This is a genomic window from uncultured Piscinibacter sp. (assembly GCF_937952055.1).
In the GTDB taxonomy this organism is placed as follows: Bacteria; Pseudomonadota; Gammaproteobacteria; order Burkholderiales; family Burkholderiaceae_C; genus Piscinibacter.
Genome location: NZ_CALFYO010000023.1, coordinates 25,989 through 43,934 on the forward strand (window position 1 = coordinate 25,989; position 17,946 = coordinate 43,934).

The window sequence follows — 17,946 nt, forward strand, 5'->3', positions numbered from 1 at the left end:
GTCTCGGTGTCTGGTTCATGCGACGAGCTCCTCGTTGGCGTCGTACCAGCAGGTGTGCGTGCCCGCGATGGCCAGCCACACCGTCTCGCCGACCTTCGGGATCGGCTGTTCGCCGGACAGGCGCGCCCGCACCACCGCCCCGTCGGCGATCGCGGCGCCGAGCAGCCAGTAGGTGCCGATGTCCTGTGCCTGCGTCACCGTGGCGGGCACCGCGCCCGCCGCGTGCGGCGCTGCGAGCGCCACGTATTCCGGCCGCACACCCAGCCGCTTGGCGCCGGCGGGTGCGCCGGGCAGCACGTTCGCGTCGAGGAAGTTCATGCCCGGCGAGCCGATGAAGTGACCGACGAAGGTGTGCCGCGGCCGCTCGAACAGGTCCGATGCGCTGCCCACCTGCACTGCGCGGCCGCGCGTCATCACCACCACCTGGTCGGCAAAGGTCAGCGCCTCGACCTGGTCGTGCGTCACGTACACCAGCGTGAGCTTGAGCTCGTGATGGATCTGCTTGAGCTTGCGGCGCAGCTGCCACTTCAGGTGCGGGTCGATCACCGTCAGTGGCTCGTCGAACAGCACGGCGGACACGTCCTCGCGCACTAGGCCGCGGCCGAGCGAGATCTTCTGCTTGGCATCGGCCGACAGGCCGGCGGCGCGCATGTCGAGCTGTCCGCTCATCTCGAGCATCTCGGCGATCCTGCCGACGCGCTGCCTGATGCGGTCCGCCGGCACGCCGCGGTTGCGCAGCGGGAAGGCGAGGTTCTCGGCCACGGTCATCGTGTCGTAGATGACCGGGAACTGGAACACCTGGGCGATGTTGCGCTGCTGCGGCGACAGCCGCGTGACGTCGCGCTCGCCGAACTTCACGGTGCCCTGCGAGGGCACGACCAGGCCCGAGATGATGTTGAGCATGGTCGTCTTGCCGCAGCCCGAGGGGCCGAGCAGCGCATAGGCGCCGCCGTCGGCGAAGCTCATCTTCAGCGGCAGCAGCGCGTAGTCCTCGTCGCGCTGCGGCTGAGGGCGGTAGCTGTGCGCCAGGTCGAGATCGATACGGGCCATGTCAGGACTCCCACCGGACCCACACGAGGAGGGCCTGCGCCCCCACGGCGGGCCGCGAACGAAGGTGAGTTCGGGCGTGCATGTCAGTTTCCCCCTGGCGCCACGAGCAGGTCGCCGCTGGCGTCGAACACGTAGACCTGCGCCGGGTTCAGGTACAGCGTCACCGAGGCGCCGAGCTCGAACTCGTGCACGCCGGTGAGCTGCGCGACCACCTCGCCGACCGGCGTGGCCGCGTGCACGAAGGTGTCGGAGCCGGAGATCTCGGCCAGCTCCACCTGGCCGGGCAGGGCCAGGTCGCCGGGGCGCTGCTGCACGCGCAGCGCGCTGGCGCGCACGCCGATGGTCAGCGTGCTGGTCGCGGTGGTCGGCAGCGGCACCGAGAGGCTGACGCCGGCGGCCAGCGTGACGCCGATGGCCGCGCTGCTGGCCGGCAGCAGGTTCATCGGCGGGTCGCTGAAGGCGCGCGCGACGCGGATCGACTTCGGGCGCCGGAACACCTCGGCCGTCGGCCCGTACTGCAGCAGTTCGCCGGCATCCATCACCGCGGTGTAGCCGCCGAGCAGCAGCGCCTCGGTGGGCTCGGTGGTGGCGTAGACGACCGTCGATTCGCCGGCGGCGAACAGCTGGGTCAGCTCTTCGCGGAGTTCCTCGCGCAGCTTGTAGTCGAGGTTGACCAGCGGCTCGTCGAGCAGCATCAGCGGTGCCTGCTTGGCCAGCGCGCGGGCCAGTGCCACGCGCTGCTGCTGGCCGCCGGAGAGCTCGGCGGGCAGTCGCTTCAGGAACGGCTCGATGTGCAGCTTGGCGGCCAGCGCCTGCACGCGCTGTGCGATGTCGCGCTCGCCGCGCAGCTTCAGCGGCGAGGCGATGTTCTCGGCCACCGTCATCGACGGGTAGTTGATGAACTGCTGGTAGACCATCGCGACATTGCGCTCGCGCACCGGCATGCCGGTCACGTCCTGGCCGTCGGCGAGCACGCGGCCGGCGTGCGGTTCGTCCAGGCCGGCCATGACGCGCATCAGCGTGGTCTTGCCGGCCTGCGTCGCGCCGAGCAGCACGGTGACGGCGCGCGGCACCAGCGTCAGGTCGAGCGGATACAGGTGGGTCTGTGCGCCCACCTTCTGCTCGATGCGTTCGAGCGTCAGTTCCATTGGGTCTCCGTCGGGGCCGAAGCCAGGGTACCCCAGTGCCGGCGGCACCAGTCGTCCACCGCGGCGCGGTGGCGTTCGTCGTAATGCAGGCCGAGCTTGCTGCGCCGCCACAGCACGTCGTCGGCGCAGCGTGCCCACTCCTCGTCGTGCAGGAACTGCAGTTCGGCCTCGTGCAGGCCGGGCGCAACCTCGGGGCCCAGCGGCCGCCTCAGCAACTCGACGGCACGCGCGCCGTAGGCGCGTGCCAGGCGGCGCACCAGCGGCGTCGGCAGCTCGGGATGGGCCAGCGCCAGGGCCTGCACGAAGCGGCTGAAATCGGTGTCGGGCCGCTGCGGCGCGCCGATGGTGGCGCTAAGGTCGCCGCCGGGCAAGAAGGTGCGCTCGGTCCAGGCGCCGCGTGCCGCCTTCAGCGGTGCGGCCAGCAGGTCGGCGGCTTCCTCGGCGAGCCTGCGGAAGGTGGTGATCTTGCCGCCCCAGACGTTCAGCAGCGGCGCCTGAGCGACGTCGAGTTCGAGCGAATAGTCGCGCGTCACCGCGGAGGGGTCGCCCGACTCGTCGTCGAGCAGCGGGCGTACGCCGGAGTAGCTCCACACCACGTCGGTCGGCGCCACGGCGCGCGAGAAGTAGCGGCTCGCCTGCGCGCACAGGTAGGCAATCTCGTCGATGTCGATGCGTGCGGCGCCGATCGCGCCGCGGTGCTCCACGTCGGTGGTGCCGATCAGCGTGAAGTCCGCTTCGTAGGGGATGGCGAAGATGATGCGCTTGTCGGGATTCTGGAAGATGTAGGCATGGTCGTGGTCGAACATCTTCGGCACGACGATGTGGCTGCCTTTCACCAGCCGAAGCGACTTCTGTCTCGGCGCGTGCGCATGTTCGGCGAGGAACTGCGCCGCCCAGGGGCCGGCGGCATTGACCAGCGCGCGCGCCGTCACCGCGCGCCGCTCGCCTTGCAGGCCCTGCAGCGTCGCCTGCCACTGCGCCGCGCCGCGCTTCGCATCAACGCAGGTGGTGCGTGTCAGCACGGTGGCGCCGTGCGAGCGCGCGTCCAGCGCGTTGAGCACGACCAGCCTTGCGTCGTCGACCCAGCCGTCCGAGTAGACGAAGCCCTGGCGGAACGTCTTCTTCAGCGGCGCCCCGGTCGGGTGCGAGCGCAGGTCCACGGTCGTCGAGCCGGGCAGCACCTCCCGGCGCGCCAGATGGTCGTAGAGGAACAGGCCGGCGCGGATCATCCACGCCGGACGCATGCCGGGGTCGTGCGGCATCACGAAGCGCAGCGGCCACATGATGTGCGGCGCGCTCTTGAGCAGCACCTCGCGTTCGGCCAGCGCCTTTCGCACCAGCGAGAACTCGTAGTACTCGAGGTAGCGCAGGCCGCCGTGGATGAGCTTGGTCGACGACGAGGAGGTGTGCGAAGCCAGATCGTCCTTTTCCGCCACCACGACCTTCAGGCCGCGGCCGGCGAGGTCGCGCGCGATGCCTGCGCCGTTGATGCCGCCGCCCACGACGAGCACGTCGCAGTCGATCGCAACATCGGCCGCGCCAGGGTCGCGCCAGCCGTCGGGGCGGGGGTGGTTCAAGCAGTCTCCGTCGGGGATGGCCGCGGCGCGGGCGGTCGGTTCGTGCTGCATTCGCAGCGTTTTCGTTTGTGTTCGTTTGTGCGCTTCTTTTTTCTTTTTAGCCCAGAAGCGCGCAGGTGGCAAGTTGGGTAAGCCCTGTGGTTTTCCCGCAAGAGCCCGCTACGCTCGCCGCCATGACGCCCAATCCCCGCCAGTCGGATCTGCTCGAGGAGGTGCGCGTGCGCGGCTCGGTGTCGGTGGAGGCGCTGGCCGAGCGCTTCGGCGTGACGTTGCAGACGGTGCGCCGCGACGTGAAGCTGCTCTCCGACGAGGGCCTGCTGGCACGCTTCCACGGCGGCGTGCGCGTGCCCGCCTCGACCACCGAGAACATCGCCTACCGCCAGCGGCAGAAGCTCAACGAGCAGGCCAAGCAGCGCATCGCGCGTGCGGTGGCGAAGGCGGTGCCGGAGAACTGCTCGCTGATCATCAACATCGGCACGACCACCGAGGCGATCGCGCACGAGCTGCTGCGCCACAAGGGGCTGCGCGTGATCACCAACAACCTCAACGTCGCAGCGATCCTGTCGGACAATCCGGACTGCGAGGTCATCGTCGCCGGCGGCGTGGTGCGCGGGCGCGACCGCGGCATCGTCGGCGAGGCGACGGTGGACTTCATCGCGCAGTTCAAGGTCGACATCGCGCTGATCGGCATCTCGGCGATCGAGGCCGATGGCACGCTGCGCGACTTCGACTACCGCGAGGTGAAGGTGGCGCGAGCGATCATCGAACATTCGCGCGAGGTCTGGCTGGCCGCCGACCACAGCAAGTTCAACCGGCCGGCGATGGTCGAGCTGGCGCGGCTCGACCAGATCGACGCGCTCTACACCGACACCGAACCGCCCGCACCCTTTCCCGCGCTGCTCGCGGAGGCCGGCGTCAGCTGCCACGTGGCCGAACCATGAGCACCTATCTTCTGGCCCTCGACCAGGGCACCTCCAGCTCGCGCAGCATCGTATTCGACGCCGGCGGGCACATCGTCGCAATGGCGCAGCGCGAGTTCCGCCAGATCTACCCGCAGCCCGGCTGGGTGGAGCATGACCCGAAGGAGATCTGGGCCACGCAGCTCGCCACCGCGCAGGAAGCGCTGGCCGCGGCGAAGCTGAAGGCGACCGATATCGCCGCCATCGGCATCACCAACCAGCGCGAGACCACGCTGGTGTGGAACCGCCGCACCGGCGAGCCCGTCTACAACGCCATCGTCTGGCAGGACCGCCGCGCCGAGCCGACCTGCGCCGCGCTGCGCGCGCGGGGCCTGGAAGACACCTTCAGGCGCAAGACCGGCCTGATCGTCGATGCCTACTTCTCCGGCACCAAGCTGAAGTGGATCCTGGACCACGTCGCCGGGGCGCGCGCCGCGGCGCTGGCCGGCGAGCTGGCCTTCGGCACAGTGGACACCTGGCTGATGTGGCAGCTCACCGGCGGAGCGGTGCACGCGACGGACGTCAGCAACGCCTCGCGCACGCTGATGCTGAACGTGCACACCAACACCTGGGACGACGAGCTGCTGAAGATCCTCGACGTGCCGGTGGAGGTGCTGCCGGCGGTGTGGCCGTCGGCCCATGTCTTCGGCCACACGCGCACCGATCTGCTCGGCGCCTCGCTGCCGATCGGCGGCGTGGCCGGCGACCAGCAGAGCGCCCTGTTCGGTCAGGCCTGCTTCAAGGCCGGCCTGGCGAAGAACACCTACGGCACCGGCTGCTTCATGCTGATGCACACCGGAAGCCAGTTCCAGACCTCGGCCAACGGACTGGTCACCACCAGCGCGGCGCAGCCGGGCACCACGCCGGAGTTCGCCTTCGAAGGCAGCGTGTTCATCGCCGGCGCGGTGGTGCAGTGGCTGCGCGACGGACTGCACGCCATCCGGGCGAGCGGCGAGGTGCAGCAGCTGGCGCAGAGCGTGCCCGATTCCGGCGGCGTGATGTTCGTGCCGGCCTTCACCGGCCTGGGCGCGCCGTACTGGAAGGCCGACGCGCGTGGCGCCATCGTCGGCCTGACGCGCGGCAGCACGGTGGCGCACATCGCGCGCGCGGCGCTGGAGAGCATCGCCTTCCAGAGCGCCGCGCTGCTGCAGGCGATGAGCCGCGATGCGGTGGCGCATGGCGGCGCGCCGGTGGCCGAACTGCGCGTCGATGGCGGCGCCTGCGTCAACGACCTGCTCATGCAGTTCCAGGCCGACCTGCTCGGCATCCCGGTGGTACGGCCGCAGGTGATCGAGACGACGGCGCTGGGCGCCGCCTACCTGGCGGGGCTGTCCGGCGGCATCTACAAGGGCCTGGACGAACTGGCGGCGCAATGGCAGGTGGAGCGCCGCTTCCATCCGACGATGTCGCGCGAGCGCGCCGACGAGCTGATGCAGCGTTGGGAGCATGCGGTCGCGCAGGCGACGCTGTAGGCTCGGCCCCTGCTGACACCACGCTGTCAGCAGGGGGCAGGCAGCATCGCGTGCCCCATCAGGACGGAACGATTGCATGCGTCGCGCCGAGCGCCTCTTCCAGCTGGTGCAACTGATCCGCGGCCGGCGGCTGTCGACCGCGCGCTTCCTCGCCGAGCGGCTCGAGGTGTCGGAGCGCACCGTCTACCGCGACGTCGCCGACCTGATGGCGCAGGGCGTGCCGATCGACGGCGAGGCGGGCGTGGGCTACCGCATGCGTGCCGGCTTCGACCTGCCGCCGTTGATGTTCACCGCCGGCGAGGCGCGTGCCCTGGTCGCCTCGGTGCGGCTGGCGCAGTCGCGGCTCGACACCGAACTGTCCGCGCAGGCCGAAGCTGCGCTGTCGAAGATGCTCGCCGTGCTGCCGCCGACGTCGCGCGCTGCGGCCGAGAGCCTGGCCATCTATGCCACGCCCAGCGGGCCGGACCCGGCGACGCGCGAGCGGCTGCAGCGGCTGCGCGTGGCGACGGAGGAGCGCCGCGTCGTGCGGCTGCGCTACCTCGACCTGCGCGGATGCATCAGCGAGCGCCGCGTGCGCCCGCTGGGCTGCTTCTACTGGAGCGAGGTGTGGACGTTGGCGGCCTGGTGCGAGGTGCGCCAGGACTTCCGCAACTTCCGCGTCGACCGCATCGAGCGGCTGGAGGTGCTGGATGAGCGCTTCCGCGACGAGGCGGGCAAGACCCTGGCGGATCTGTTCCGCCAGGTCGAGGGCGAGATGGACGAACGCGACCGCGCCACCGACGCCTGAGCGCGTCGGTGGAGGCCGGTCACTTCGCCGCCTGGGCCAGGCTGCTGTCCAGCGCGCGCAGGCCGGCGGCGCGGACCTGCTCGAGCTGGGCCGCGGAGGCCACGCGCACGCTGCCTTCGGTGGTGTCGATCAGGCCGAGTCGCTGGGCCTCGCGCGTCTCGGCGATCACCTGGGTGCGGCTCAGCGCCGAGGCGGCCATCGGCGCCGGGGAGGCTTCGCCGTAGCCGGCAGCCCCGCCGCGGACTGCCGACTGCAGGTCGGCGATCACTTCGGCGCGCGTCTTCGACGAGAGCAGCTGCGGCGCGGCAAAGTCCTGCGTGGCTTCCTGCGCGAAGGCGGCACCGCTGCCGGCGAAGGAGGCGAACAGGGCGGTGGCGATGAGGGTCTTGGCGTTCATGGTCATGTCCTTGAAGAGGTGAATGAAGGTGGGGTCCGGAGGAGCAATCGGTGTCTGTCGTCGACACGGGATGAACTCTAGGGAGCGACCCTCCCGCTTTCCCGGACAGCGAGATGACAAATTCGTAATCCAGCGCGGGCGCCATCGGTGAGAACATTCACGCCATCGCGAGACCTCCCCCACCATGCGCCTGCTCGTCATCGAGGATGAACCCAAGCTCGCCGACTACCTGCACAAGGGCCTGTCGGAGAACGGCTACGTCGTCGACGTGGCGGCCGACGGCATCCGCGGCCGGCTGCTCGCCTGCGAGGGCGAGTACGACCTCGTGCTGCTCGACCTGATGCTGCCGGGCGTCGACGGCTTCGGCGTGCTCAAGGCGATGCGCGAGCGCGGCCAGACGCCGGTGCTGATGCTGACCGCACGCGACAAGGTCGAGGACCGCGTGCGCGGCCTGCAGGAGGGAGCCGACGACTACCTCGTCAAGCCCTTCGCGTTCTCCGAGCTGCTGGCGCGTGTCGGCGCGTTGCTGCGGCGGGGGACGCCTGCCGGCGCCGCGCCAGGCGGCAACGGCACGCAGCTGCGCCTGGCGGACCTGGAGCTCGACCTCGCCAGCCGCAAGGCGCACCGCGCCGGCACGCGGCTCGACCTCACCGCCAAGGAGTTCACCCTGCTGACGCTGCTGCTGCGCCGGCGCGGCCAGGTGCTCTCGCGCACCACGCTGGCCGAGCAGGTGTGGGACATGAACTTCGACTCCGACACCAATGTCGTGGAGGTCGCCGTGCGGCGGCTGCGCGCCAAGCTCGACGACCCGTTCACCCACAAGCTGCTGCACACGGTGCGCGGCATGGGCTACGTGCTCGAGGACCGCTCGTCATGACCCTGTGCAGCTACTCGATCGGCCGGCGCCTGTCGCAGAAGCTGGCCATCGTCACGATGGTCGTGCTCGCGGCACTGTTCACCGGCGCCTGGCTGTCGGTGAAGATGTTGATCAAGGAGAAGAACGCCGAGGACGCGCAGTTCCGCGCCAACGTGATCGCGCAGATCCTCGCGCTCGAGCTGAAGAACGGCGGCGAGGCCGCCTGCCTCGCGCGCGTGCGCGCCGACGCGCCGATGCGCGCCAACACGCGGCTCGAGCTGTGGCGGGCCGACGGCAGCCCGTTCTACGCAGACAGCAACGCCGGTTCGCATGCGATGTCGGCGCACACGCACAGCGTGGACTTCGACATCGCCGCGCCGCAACTGGCCGGCGGCCTGCTCAAGGCGCGCTACACGGTGGACTTCGCCAGCGATGCCAAGTTCGGCCGCAACTGGCTGGTCGTCTTCGTCGTGGTGACCCTGGTCGCCGGCACGTTGGTTGCCGCCGGCAGCTTCTGGCACGTGAAGCGCGCGCTGCGGCCGTTGCGCGAACTCGCCGCGCAGACGCGGGCGATCTCGCCGCGGCGGCTCGAGCAGCGCCTCGCGCTGGCCGACCCTGCCGAAGAGCTGCTGCCCTGGATCGAGCAGTTCAACGCGCTGATGGAGCGACTCGAGCGTGCCATGGCCCAGCTCGAGGGGTTCAACGCCGATGTCGCGCACGAGCTGCGCACGCCGCTGGCGGCTCTGATCGGCCATACCGAGGTGGCGCTGTCGCGCGAGCGGCCGGCCGAGGCGCTGCGCGACACGCTGCTGTCCAACCTCGAGGAGGCCCAGCGCCTGGCGGCGATGGTCAACGACATGCTGTTCCTCTCGCAGGCCGATCGCGGCGCCACCGCGCGGCGCGGCCGCAGCGCCAGCCTCGCGGCGCTGGCGGCGCAGGTGGTCGAGTTCCACGAGGCGATGCTCGACGAGGCCGGCCTCGCGGTGCGCATCGAGGGCGATGCCGAGGCGGCGGTCGACGAGCCGCTGCTCAAGCGCGCGCTGGCCAACCTGCTCGGCAATGCGATCCGCTTCGCACCGCGCGGCTCGACCGTGGTGGTGCGCATCGCGCCCGATGCGGCCGAGCAGGTGCGCGTGGAGGTCGAGAACGCGGGCGAGACGATCGCGCCGCAGCACCTGCCGCGGCTGTTCGACCGCTTCTTTCGCGCCGACGTCGCGCGGCCGGACAGCCAGGCCCATCACGGCCTGGGCCTGGCGATCGTGGCGGCGATCGCGCGCATGCACGCCGGCCGGCCGCTCGCCGCCAGCGAGGGCGGCAGCACGCGGGTGGGCTTCACGCTGTTGCCGCACTGAGCGCAACGACAGCGCTGCGGCTAGCATCGCCGCATGAAGCAGCTGCACTACTTCCCGAGCAACGCCAGCATGACGCCGCACATGCTGCTCGAGGAACTCGGCATTCCCTACGAGCTGGTGCTGGTCGATCGCACGAAGAACGCGCACCACGACCCCGCCTACCTGAAGCTCAACCCGAACGGCAAGATTCCGGTGCTGGTCGACGGCGAACTGGTGCTCTACGAGACGGCGGCGATCGTGCTGCACCTCGTCGACACGCACCCCGAGGCCGGGTTGGCGCCCGCGCCCGGCACCATCGAGCGCGCCGAGTTCTACAAGTGGCTGATGTGGCTCACCAACACGCTGCAGGCCGAGATGCCGCTGTACTTCTATGCCGAACGCTGGGCCGACACGCCCGAGGGCGCGGCGCAGGTGAAACGGCACGCCGAGGCGCACATCGCCGGCATGGTCGACCAGCTCGAGGCGCAGTTCGTGCGCCACGGCGCCCCCTGGTTCCTCGGGCGTGGCTTCAGCGCGCTCGACCCCTACGTGCTGATGCTGTGCCGCTGGACGCGCGGCATGACGCGCCCGGCACGCACGCTGCCGAACCTCGGGCCTTACCTGCAGCGCATGCTGGCGCGGCCGGCGGTGCAGCGCGCCTACGCTCAGGAAGGGCTGGGCGAGCCGCGCGTCTGAACCCCGTCGGCCGGCGTGCCGACGGTCTGCGCGAGCAGCAGCCGCTGGTCGTGGAAGATCACTTCCCGCGCAGCTCGGAGCGATGCTGCTTTCGCGGCGCGGGCAGGGGGATGGCCCGCGTGGCGTCGCCGACGGGGGCCTGCGCTCGCAGTTGCCCCATCCGCCCGAGGGCGAGCGTGGTGAGGGTGCTCATGGAGTGGCTGCCGAGGTGGAGCCTGCCGACAGCAGCCTGCGCACCTGCAGCAGCAGCGCGCCCAGGCCGGCGAGCAGCGCGGCCAGCGCGAACAGGCCGCCCAGCCAGGGCAGTGCGCCGAGCAGCCCGAGCCCCACCAGTGCGGCTGCCGCGGCGCCGATGCGCCAGCCCAGCGACGCCGCGCGCGCTGCCTGCCAGCGCTGCAGCGCCCAGTCGCCCAGGGCGATGCCGGTGCTGACATAGGCCACCGGCAGCAGCGTCAGATAGAGCGCGACGAGGAACAGGCCGAGCGGGATGCCGATCAGCGTCAGCATGGCCAGCAGTGCCGCCACCGGCGCGCACACCAGCAGCACGAAGCCGAGCAGCAGGCTCAAACCCGGACGCTCGGACATCGTGCGCGCGACTCCCCCGTAAAAACGCGGCAGCGCGGCGAGCAGGGCGGCCGCCAGCACGACGAGGCCCGCGGTCCATACCACGCCGATGGCGGCGCCGCGGCGGTGGCGCTCGGGCGCGCTCGCGCCCTTGGCGGGAAAGGCAGGCCCCAGCCGTTCGACACCGCCGGCGACCTGCGCGGACGGATCCTGGCGCAAGGCGTCGCCGCTGCGATAGCGCAGCTTGCCGGCGATGCGCGCATTGGGCCCGAGCTCGACCTGCCCCGAGGTGGCGATCACGTCGCCGCCCACCAGTCCGTCGATGAGCAGCCTTCCGCCGGCCGACTGCACATGGCCGCCGACCTGCCCGTACAGGCGGACCTGCCCTCCGGCGGCCGACAGGTTGCCGGCGACTTCGGCCCTCGGACCGAGTTCGACCTGCCCGCCCACCGCGCGCAGGTTGCGTCCGACCTTGCCGTTCACCGTCACCTGGCCGCCGGCGGCGAACACCGATTGCTCGACCTCGGCGCCGAGGCGCAGCTTGCCGCCCAGGGCGAGCGTGTCCCCGGCCACCGCGGCATCGACGTCGACGGCGCCGCCGGCGGCGAACAGGTCGCCCGCCACCGGCTGGCTGACGGTCACCGCGCCGCCGGCGATGAAGAGGTCGCCGCCCAGGTGCTGCAGCGCCGGCGGTGCGACAGGTCGGTCGTCGGCGAACGCGCTTCCCAAGGTCAGGGCGCACAGCAGCGCGCCGCTCCAAGTCTTCCAGCCCATGTGAGTTCTCCCCTGCGTGGCGTCACGCCGACGCGGCGAGGCTAGGCCGCCCATGCGCCGAAGCGTTGAGGGGCGTCAACCCGTGCTGCGTTGCACCAGGCCGAGGCGGCCGCGCCAGTGATCGACCTGCGGCGTCGCCCCGCGCACCAGTTGGCGTTCGTTGAGCAGCGCGCGGCCGAGCGCGCGTTCGCCGCCCGGCAGGGCACAGGCGGCCAGCAGCGTCTGGTCGATCAGGTCGCGCTGCGCGTGGCTGCCGCCGAAGCGGTGCGCCGTCTCGCGCAGCGGTGCGAGCCAGCGGATCGCCTCGGCGGCGTCGCCGTCATCGAAGGCGAGCAGTGCGCGCATCAGGGGCAGGCCGACCTCGCGCGCCATCGGCGCATTGCTGTCGCTGCTGCGCTCGGCGCGGCGCTGCACGGCGGCGACGAGCGCCTGGGCCCTCGCCGCATCGCCCAGGCCGATCAGCGCGATGAGCATGTGCACGTCGTTGAAGGCGGAGTGGCCGGCGTCGCGCGGCGTCAGGTCCCAGCCCTGCGCGAGGTCGGCCCAGCGCCGTGCCAGGTCCGCGCCGAGCAGGCGCAGCCGCCACAGCAGTGCCGCGCCGTCCAGGCGCTGCAGCGTCAGCACGGCGTGGGCGCCGCCCTGGTGCGCGTCGTACAGCGCCAGCGCGCCGGCGAGGTCCATCGCCTCGAGGTGGAACAGTGCCTGATGCCACCACAGGTGTCCCGCGAAGCCGTTGCCTTCGGCCCAGGTCGCTTCCTGTTCGTGCAGCCAGCGCCGGCCCTCGTCGAAGCGGCCCTGCATCTCCATCACGTGCGCCACCGCGTGGGTGGCCCAGGGCACCTTGGCCTCACCCGCGACCGCCTCGCGGCCGACCGCCTCGGCCTGTGCGTAGAGGTTGCACTCCTCCAGTCCGAAGGCATGCATGCCCAGCAGGTAGGGGCGCAGCGGATCGTCGCGCGGCCACTCGGGCAGAACCCGCGCGACCCGACCGCGCAGGTTGCGTGCATCGCCGCGGTAGAAGTCGAACAGGTGTGCCCATTGCAGCGCGTAGAGGTCGCGCGGATGGTCGAGCAGGAGCCGTTCCCAGGCGGCGCAAGCGCCATGCCAGTCGCCGGCGGCGCAGCGGCTCGCCGCGGCCCAGTGGGCGCGCTCGCGTTCGGTGGCCTGGGTGGCGAGCAGGTCGGCCTGCTCGAGCGCGGCACGCGCGTCGGCGATCAGCGAGGGCTCGGTCAGCGTGAGGAGGAAGCCGGCGCGCATGACATGCGGCAGCATCCAGCCGGGGTCGGCGGCAATGGCGGCATCGATGTCCGCCAGCGGTGCGTCGAAGAAGGAGCACATGCGCCACAGCGCCGTCTCGGCATGGGCCAGCGCGTCTGCCGACGCGGTGCCGACCGGGTTGCCGCGTCGATCCTGCATGCCTCAACGCGCCGGCGGTTGCGGCCAGGGCCGCTGCGCGGGCCGCATGCGCTCCCAGGCATGGGCGACCTGCAGCACCCCGAGGTCGTCGTGGCGGTGGCCGGTGATCTGCAGGCCGATCGGCAGGCCGCTCGCGGTGTAGCCGCAGTTGATGCTCGCCGAGGGCTGCTCGCTCATGTTGAACGGCAGCGTGAAGGCGATGTGCTCGAAGGGCCGCGTGGCATCGTCGGTCGGCGCGGGCCACTCGGCGGCGAAGGCCGGGATGGGCGCGGTCGGGGAGATCACCACGTCGAAGGGGGCGCAGGCGGCGACAGCGGCGTCGCGCATCGCGCCCATCTGGCTGTAGCCGCGGAACACCTGCTCGCCGCTGAGGTTCGCGCCGCCGCGCGCCCACTCGACGATGAAGGGCAGCACCTTGGCGCGTCGCGCCGCGGGCAGGGCGGAGATGTCCAGCCAGCTGCGGCAGCGCCAGAACTGGTCCATGCCGTCGATCATGGTGCGCGTCATGAAGGGCCGCAGCGGCTCGACGATCGCACCGGCCTGCTCGAACGCCTTCGCGGCCGCCTCGACCGCGGCGCGGACCTCTGCATCCACGGCCAGGCCCCAGCCGGCGTCGAGCTGCAGCCCGATGCGCAGGTCCTTCACCTCGCGGTGCAGCTGCTGCCAGGCGATGTCCTGCCAGGGCAGACTCATGGTGTCGCGGGCATCGGGCCGACTGAGCACGCCCATCATCAGCGCCGCATCGGCCACCGTGCGCGTCATCGGCCCGGCGACGCGACCGGCATAGGGCGGGTGGATGGGGATGCGGCCGAGGCTGGGCTTCAGGGCGAAGATGCCGCACCAGCCGGCCGGCAGCCGCACCGAACCGCCGATGTCGGTGCCGAGGTGCAGCGGCCCGTAGCCGGCGGCCGCACCCGCACCCGCGCCGGCGCTGCTGCCGCCCGGGTTCTTCGTCAGGTCCCAGGGGTTGCGGGTCAGCGGGTGGAAGCTCGACAGCCCCGAGGACAGCATGCCGTAGTCGGGCATGGTCGTCTTGCCGAGGATCACCGCGCCGGCCTCGCGCAGACGGGCCGCCGGCGGCGCATCGTGCGCGGCGGGCACCAGCTCGGTGGCGGCGGTGCCCAGCGGTACCGGCACGCCCTGCGTGGCGATGTTCTCCTTGATCATCGCCGGCACGCCGTCGAGCGCGCCCTGAGGCTCGCCCCTGACCCAGCGCGCCTGCGAAGCCTCGGCCTGCGTCAGCGCGGCCTCGGCGTCGAGGGCGTAAGTGGCGTGCAGCAGCGGCTCCCAGCGGCCGATGTGGCGCAGCACGTCGCGCGCCACCTCCACCGGCGAGGCGGCCTTGCGGTGGTAGAGGTCGAGCAGCGCGACGGCGCTCAGTTCATGCAGGTCGGCCATCGCGTCCGGCTCACCAGCTCAGCGCCGCCAGGTCGTTGGCGAAGACCGGCGAGCTGCTCCACAGCCCCTTCAGCGGCTTGCGCGCCACCGCGAACTGCGGCAGCTGGAACAACCAGGCGTTGACCTGGTCGGTGGCGAGCTGCTTCTGGATGTCCCCGACCAGCTTGAGCCGCGCCTTCGCATCGGTGGTGGCGTTGTACTTCGCCAGCAGAGCGCGGAAGGCCGGGCTGTCGTAGCCCCAGTAGTAATTGGGGTCGGCGTAGCGGTCGAAGTCCAGCGGCTCGACATGGCTGATCATGGTCAGGTCGTAGCTGCCCTTGAAGGCGCCGGACAGCCACTGCGCCCACTCGACGTTCTCGATCTTCGCCACGATGCCCACCTTGGCGAGCTGCGCGGCGACGATCTCGCCGCCCTTGCGCGCGTACTGCGGCGGCGGCAGTGTCAGCGTCACGTTCAGCGGCGTGGCCACGCCGGCGTCCTTGAGCAGGCGCTTCGCCTTCTCGGGGTCGTGCGGACTCATGCCGGTGAGGTCGAGGTAGCCGGCGTCGCTGGGTACCAGATGGCTGCCGATGGGCGCGCCGTAGCCCTCCATTGCGCCGTCGATGATCGACTTGCGGTCGATCGCCGCGGCGATGGCGCGGCGCACCCGCACGTCGTCGAAGGGCTTGCGCTTGTTGTTGATGGCGACGATGGTCTTGCCTTCGGTGCCGCCGATGGCCACCGTGTATCGCTTGTCGGCCTGGAACTGCTTGAGGTTCTGCGGCGCGCCGAAGCGCGGCATGCCGTCGATGTCGCCGGCGAGCAGCGCCGAGACCTGCGCCGCCGGGTCGCTGATGAAGCGGAAGGTCACGCGGCGCATCTTCACCGTCGCGGCGTTGCGGTGCTCGGCGTGCTTCACCAGCGTGATCGCCGAGCCCTTCTTCCAGTCCTCGAACCTGAACGGCCCGGTGCCGATCGGCCTGGTCGCCGTGCCTGCTGCGCTCTTCGGGTCCAGGATCACCGCCGTGGTCTCGCCCATGCGGAAGAGGAAGTTTCCATCGGCCTGGTTGAGCACCAGGATGACGGTGTGGGCGTCGGGCGTGTCGATGCGGCTGATGTTGTCGAACACCGACTTCTTCGCCTTGTTGGTCGATCCCTCCGCCTTGGCGCGCTCGAAGCTGAACTTCACGTCGGTGGCATCGAAGTCCTCGCCGTCGTGGAACTTCACACCCTTGCGCAGCCTGAAGGTGTAGACCTTGCCGTCCGGATCGACGCTCCAGCTCTCGGCGAGCAGCGGTGTCACCGCGCCGTCCATGCCGATGCGGGTCAGGCCTTCGAGCACGTTCATGTGCACCACCTCGCCGATCGCCGCCGCCGAGGCGCTGGTCGGGTCCAGCCCCGGCGCGGGCTCCAGCACCATGCCGAGCACCACGCTGTCCTTGCGGCCCTGGGCCGATGCGGCGGCGGCGAGCGCGCCGGCGAGCAGGGCACAGGAGATTCGAACGCTGAGTGTCATCGCGGCTCCTCGAACATGCCGCCCACTCTAGCGGAAGGCGGCTCCGCCCCTTCGTGCGCGGCGAGCAGCGCGCGGGTGCAGGCGTGTGCAGGCGCGCGGAAGATCGTCTCGGTGCTGCCGCACTCGACGATGCGGCCGTGCTGCATCACCACCACCTCGTCGCAGACATGGTCGACCACCGCGAGGTCGTGGCTGATCAGCAGGTAGGTGACGCCGTAACGCTGCTGCAGATCGATCAGCAGGTTGAGCACCTGCGCCTGCACCGAGACATCGAGCGCGCTGACCGGCTCGTCGGCGACGATCAGCTTCGGCTTCGTGATCAACGCGCGCGCGATGGCGATGCGCTGGCGCTGGCCGCCGGAGAACTCGTGCGGGTACTTCAGCGCATCGCTCGCGCGCAAGCCGACCGCCTCCAGCGCCTCGGCGACGGCATGCCCGCGCCGTGCGTGGCCGTCCAGCACCAGCGGCTCGGCGACGATGCGGCCGACCTGCTGGCGCGGGTCGAGCGAGCCGTACGGGTCCTGGAACACCATCTGGAAGTCGCGGCGCGCGACGCGCAATTCGGCGGCGGGCAGGCGATGCAGATCGCGGCCCATGAACTCGACGCGGCCGCTCGTCGGCGGTTCCAGTGCCATCGCCAGGCGCGCCAGCGTCGACTTGCCCGAGCCCGATTCGCCGACCACGCCGACGCTGCGCCCGGCGTGCAGCTGCAGGCTCACGCCGCGCAGCGCATCGATCACCGGTGCAGGCGAGAGCAGACTTTCGCGCGGCAGGCTGTAGCGGCATGTGACCTCGTGCAGCGCCAGCAGCGCAGGGGTGGGCGACCTCATGCGCCGATGATGCCCGAGCCCGGCCTCGAAGCACCGGAAAGGTCCTGTCGCCTGCGTTTGCAGCCGGTCACCGATATGTGGGTCACATCTTCGTAAGGACACGTCGCGGCGCGGCCCGCGGGGGTTACCGAAGTAAGTGCCCCGGATACATGTGGGAAAGTTTCCCACTCCACTCGTATGGTGCGTCCGTCGGGCCACGGGGTCCGGCCCACCCATCCAGACGAGGAGAAAACCCATGAAGGCAAGGACATCGACGTCGTTGAAGTTGACCGTGCTCAGTCTCGCCACCGCCGTGCTGTTCGGCTGTGGCGGCAGCGACGGAGGCGCAGGCACGGCGGCCGGTTCGGCGGTGCAGTTCGACCAGACGGCGAGCGCGTTGCGCGTCAGCGTCTCGGGCAGCGACGATTCGAGCAGCGCGCAGACCGTGCTCGCGCAGATGCAGTACACCTTCGCGGCCAACGTGGTCGGAGGGACCAACGCCGGCACGTCGATCGGCGGTACGCTGATGCTCAGGACCGAGCAGGAGGACGGTGCGACGGAAATCGAGGGCCTGTTGATTCCGGCCGTCGTGGCAACGCCCGGCGGCACGGCGGGCTCGACCGAGGAGCAGGCGGCCGCGCTGCGCGAGGCGTTCCAGGGGACGCTCGAGCAGTTGCGTGAGGCCTACCGTGCCGATGTCGAGGCGATGCTGCAGGATCTGCGCGCCGCGATGGCGGCCGGCGCAGCGGCGCGAGGCGGCCAGACGCTGACGGCGGCGCAGAAGTCCACCCTCGATGCGTTCCGCAGCGACTTCGCAGCGCGCGTCCAACGCTACGAGGAAGACGTGGCGGCCGCCACGCAATCGTTCCGCGACCAGCTCGACGCGCTGGGCCTGTCCTCGGGCACCCAGGGGCGGCGCGATGACGGCGAACGCCAGGCACGGCGCGGATATCCGGTGAAGGGCACGATCGACGCCGCCGGCCAGGTCATGCTCACGATCCGCTATGGCAAGCAGGCCGTCATCCAAGCCGTCGGGCAGGTCGCCGCCGACGGCAGCCTCAGCGGCAGCTTCACCGGGCCGGCGAGCGACGACCAGGGCTCCTGGAGTGCGACCGGGTCCGGCATGACACCGGCACCTGCACCTGCACCTGCACCTGCACCTGCACCCGCACCCGCACCCGCACCCGCACCCGCACCCGCACCCGCACCCGCACCCG

The 17,946-nt window shown here is 71.1% G+C and carries 16 protein-coding genes and 1 pseudogene; 7 read left to right on the top strand and 10 right to left on the bottom strand.

Annotation, left to right across the window (positions count from 1 at the left end):
* Window positions 1–15: 15 nt before the first annotated feature.
* From Q0599_RS19875 to glpD, 3 genes are all read right to left on the bottom strand, one after another.
* Window positions 16–1,050, bottom strand: coding sequence for an ABC transporter ATP-binding protein (locus Q0599_RS19875; protein WP_298833398.1), 1,035 nt, complete (start codon window positions 1,048–1,050; stop codon window positions 16–18).
* Between the two features lie 83 nt (window positions 1,051–1,133).
* Complete coding sequence (locus Q0599_RS19880) at window positions 1,134–2,198, bottom strand: ABC transporter ATP-binding protein (RefSeq protein WP_298833401.1); 1,065 nt, start codon at window positions 2,196–2,198, stop codon at window positions 1,134–1,136.
* Window positions 2,189–3,775 carry a glycerol-3-phosphate dehydrogenase gene (gene glpD / locus Q0599_RS19885; RefSeq protein ID WP_298833404.1) on the bottom strand — a complete coding sequence of 529 codons (1,587 nt, stop codon included), beginning with the start codon at window positions 3,773–3,775 and terminating at the stop codon, window positions 2,189–2,191. The genes Q0599_RS19880 and glpD overlap by 10 nt, the downstream gene beginning before the upstream one ends.
* Before the next feature lie 173 nt (window positions 3,776–3,948).
* Here glpD and Q0599_RS19890 point away from each other — a divergent pair, with 173 nt between their 5' ends.
* The 3 genes from Q0599_RS19890 (at window position 3,949) to Q0599_RS19900 (ending at window position 6,993) form a co-directional block, all read left to right on the top strand.
* The gene (locus tag Q0599_RS19890) at window positions 3,949–4,716 is read left to right on the top strand and encodes a DeoR/GlpR family DNA-binding transcription regulator (protein ID WP_298833405.1); all 768 of its coding nucleotides are present in this window, start codon (window positions 3,949–3,951) and stop codon (window positions 4,714–4,716) included.
* Complete coding sequence (gene glpK / locus Q0599_RS19895) at window positions 4,713–6,206, top strand: glycerol kinase GlpK (protein WP_298833407.1); 1,494 nt, start codon at window positions 4,713–4,715, stop codon at window positions 6,204–6,206. The genes Q0599_RS19890 and glpK overlap by 4 nt, the downstream gene beginning before the upstream one ends.
* Before the next feature lie 76 nt (window positions 6,207–6,282).
* Window positions 6,283–6,993 carry a YafY family protein gene (locus Q0599_RS19900; RefSeq protein ID WP_298833409.1) on the top strand — a complete coding sequence of 237 codons (711 nt, stop codon included), beginning with the start codon at window positions 6,283–6,285 and terminating at the stop codon, window positions 6,991–6,993.
* Window positions 6,994–7,012: 19 nt separating this feature from the next.
* Here the strand turns inward: Q0599_RS19900 and Q0599_RS19905 are convergent, their stop codons facing one another.
* Window positions 7,013–7,390, bottom strand: coding sequence for a DUF4148 domain-containing protein (locus tag Q0599_RS19905; protein ID WP_298833412.1), 378 nt, complete (start codon window positions 7,388–7,390; stop codon window positions 7,013–7,015).
* A 184-nt stretch (window positions 7,391–7,574) separates the two neighbouring features.
* Here Q0599_RS19905 and Q0599_RS19910 point away from each other — a divergent pair, with 184 nt between their 5' ends.
* From Q0599_RS19910 to Q0599_RS19920, 3 genes are read left to right on the top strand one after another with little or no spacing between them, the layout of a single operon-like run.
* A complete protein-coding gene (locus tag Q0599_RS19910; RefSeq protein ID WP_298833415.1) occupies window positions 7,575–8,267 on the top strand; it encodes a heavy metal response regulator transcription factor in 693 nt (230 codons plus the stop codon).
* Window positions 8,264–9,598: a heavy metal sensor histidine kinase gene (locus tag Q0599_RS19915; RefSeq protein WP_298833417.1), complete on the top strand. Its 1,335-nt coding sequence runs from the start codon at window positions 8,264–8,266 to the stop codon at window positions 9,596–9,598. Before Q0599_RS19910 ends, Q0599_RS19915 begins: the two co-directional genes overlap by 4 nt.
* Window positions 9,599–9,631: 33 nt before the next feature.
* A complete protein-coding gene (locus tag Q0599_RS19920; RefSeq protein WP_298833420.1) occupies window positions 9,632–10,273 on the top strand; it encodes a glutathione S-transferase family protein in 642 nt (213 codons plus the stop codon).
* 58 nt (window positions 10,274–10,331) lie between these two features.
* On the opposite strand, the gene Q0599_RS19925 is transcribed toward Q0599_RS19920, so the two are convergent.
* From Q0599_RS19925 to Q0599_RS19950, 6 genes are all read right to left on the bottom strand, one after another.
* Window positions 10,332–10,466 (bottom strand): hypothetical protein, encoded by a 135-nt coding sequence (locus Q0599_RS19925; RefSeq protein ID WP_298833423.1) that lies wholly within the window; start codon window positions 10,464–10,466, stop codon window positions 10,332–10,334.
* Window positions 10,463–11,611, bottom strand: a complete 1,149-nt coding sequence (locus Q0599_RS19930) for a polymer-forming cytoskeletal protein (protein WP_298833426.1) — start codon at window positions 11,609–11,611, stop codon at window positions 10,463–10,465. The genes Q0599_RS19925 and Q0599_RS19930 overlap by 4 nt, the downstream gene beginning before the upstream one ends.
* Window positions 11,612–11,686: 75 nt before the next feature.
* Window positions 11,687–13,027 (bottom strand): tetratricopeptide repeat protein, encoded by a 1,341-nt coding sequence (locus Q0599_RS19935; RefSeq protein WP_298833429.1) that lies wholly within the window; start codon window positions 13,025–13,027, stop codon window positions 11,687–11,689.
* Window positions 13,028–13,030: 3 nt separating this feature from the next.
* Window positions 13,031–14,425, bottom strand: a complete 1,395-nt coding sequence (locus Q0599_RS19940) for an amidase (RefSeq protein WP_298833431.1) — start codon at window positions 14,423–14,425, stop codon at window positions 13,031–13,033.
* 10 nt (window positions 14,426–14,435) lie between these two features.
* Entirely contained in the window at window positions 14,436–15,920 is a 1,485-nt protein-coding gene (locus Q0599_RS19945) for an ABC transporter substrate-binding protein (RefSeq protein ID WP_298833434.1), read from the bottom strand.
* Entirely contained in the window at window positions 15,917–16,750 is an 834-nt protein-coding gene (locus Q0599_RS19950) for an ATP-binding cassette domain-containing protein (RefSeq protein ID WP_298833436.1), read from the bottom strand. Before Q0599_RS19950 ends, Q0599_RS19945 begins: the two co-directional genes overlap by 4 nt.
* Before the next feature lie 235 nt (window positions 16,751–16,985).
* Between Q0599_RS19950 and Q0599_RS19955 the strand changes: the two are divergent.
* A pseudogene (locus tag Q0599_RS19955) lies at window positions 16,986–17,946 on the top strand (hypothetical protein); the annotation flags it as partial.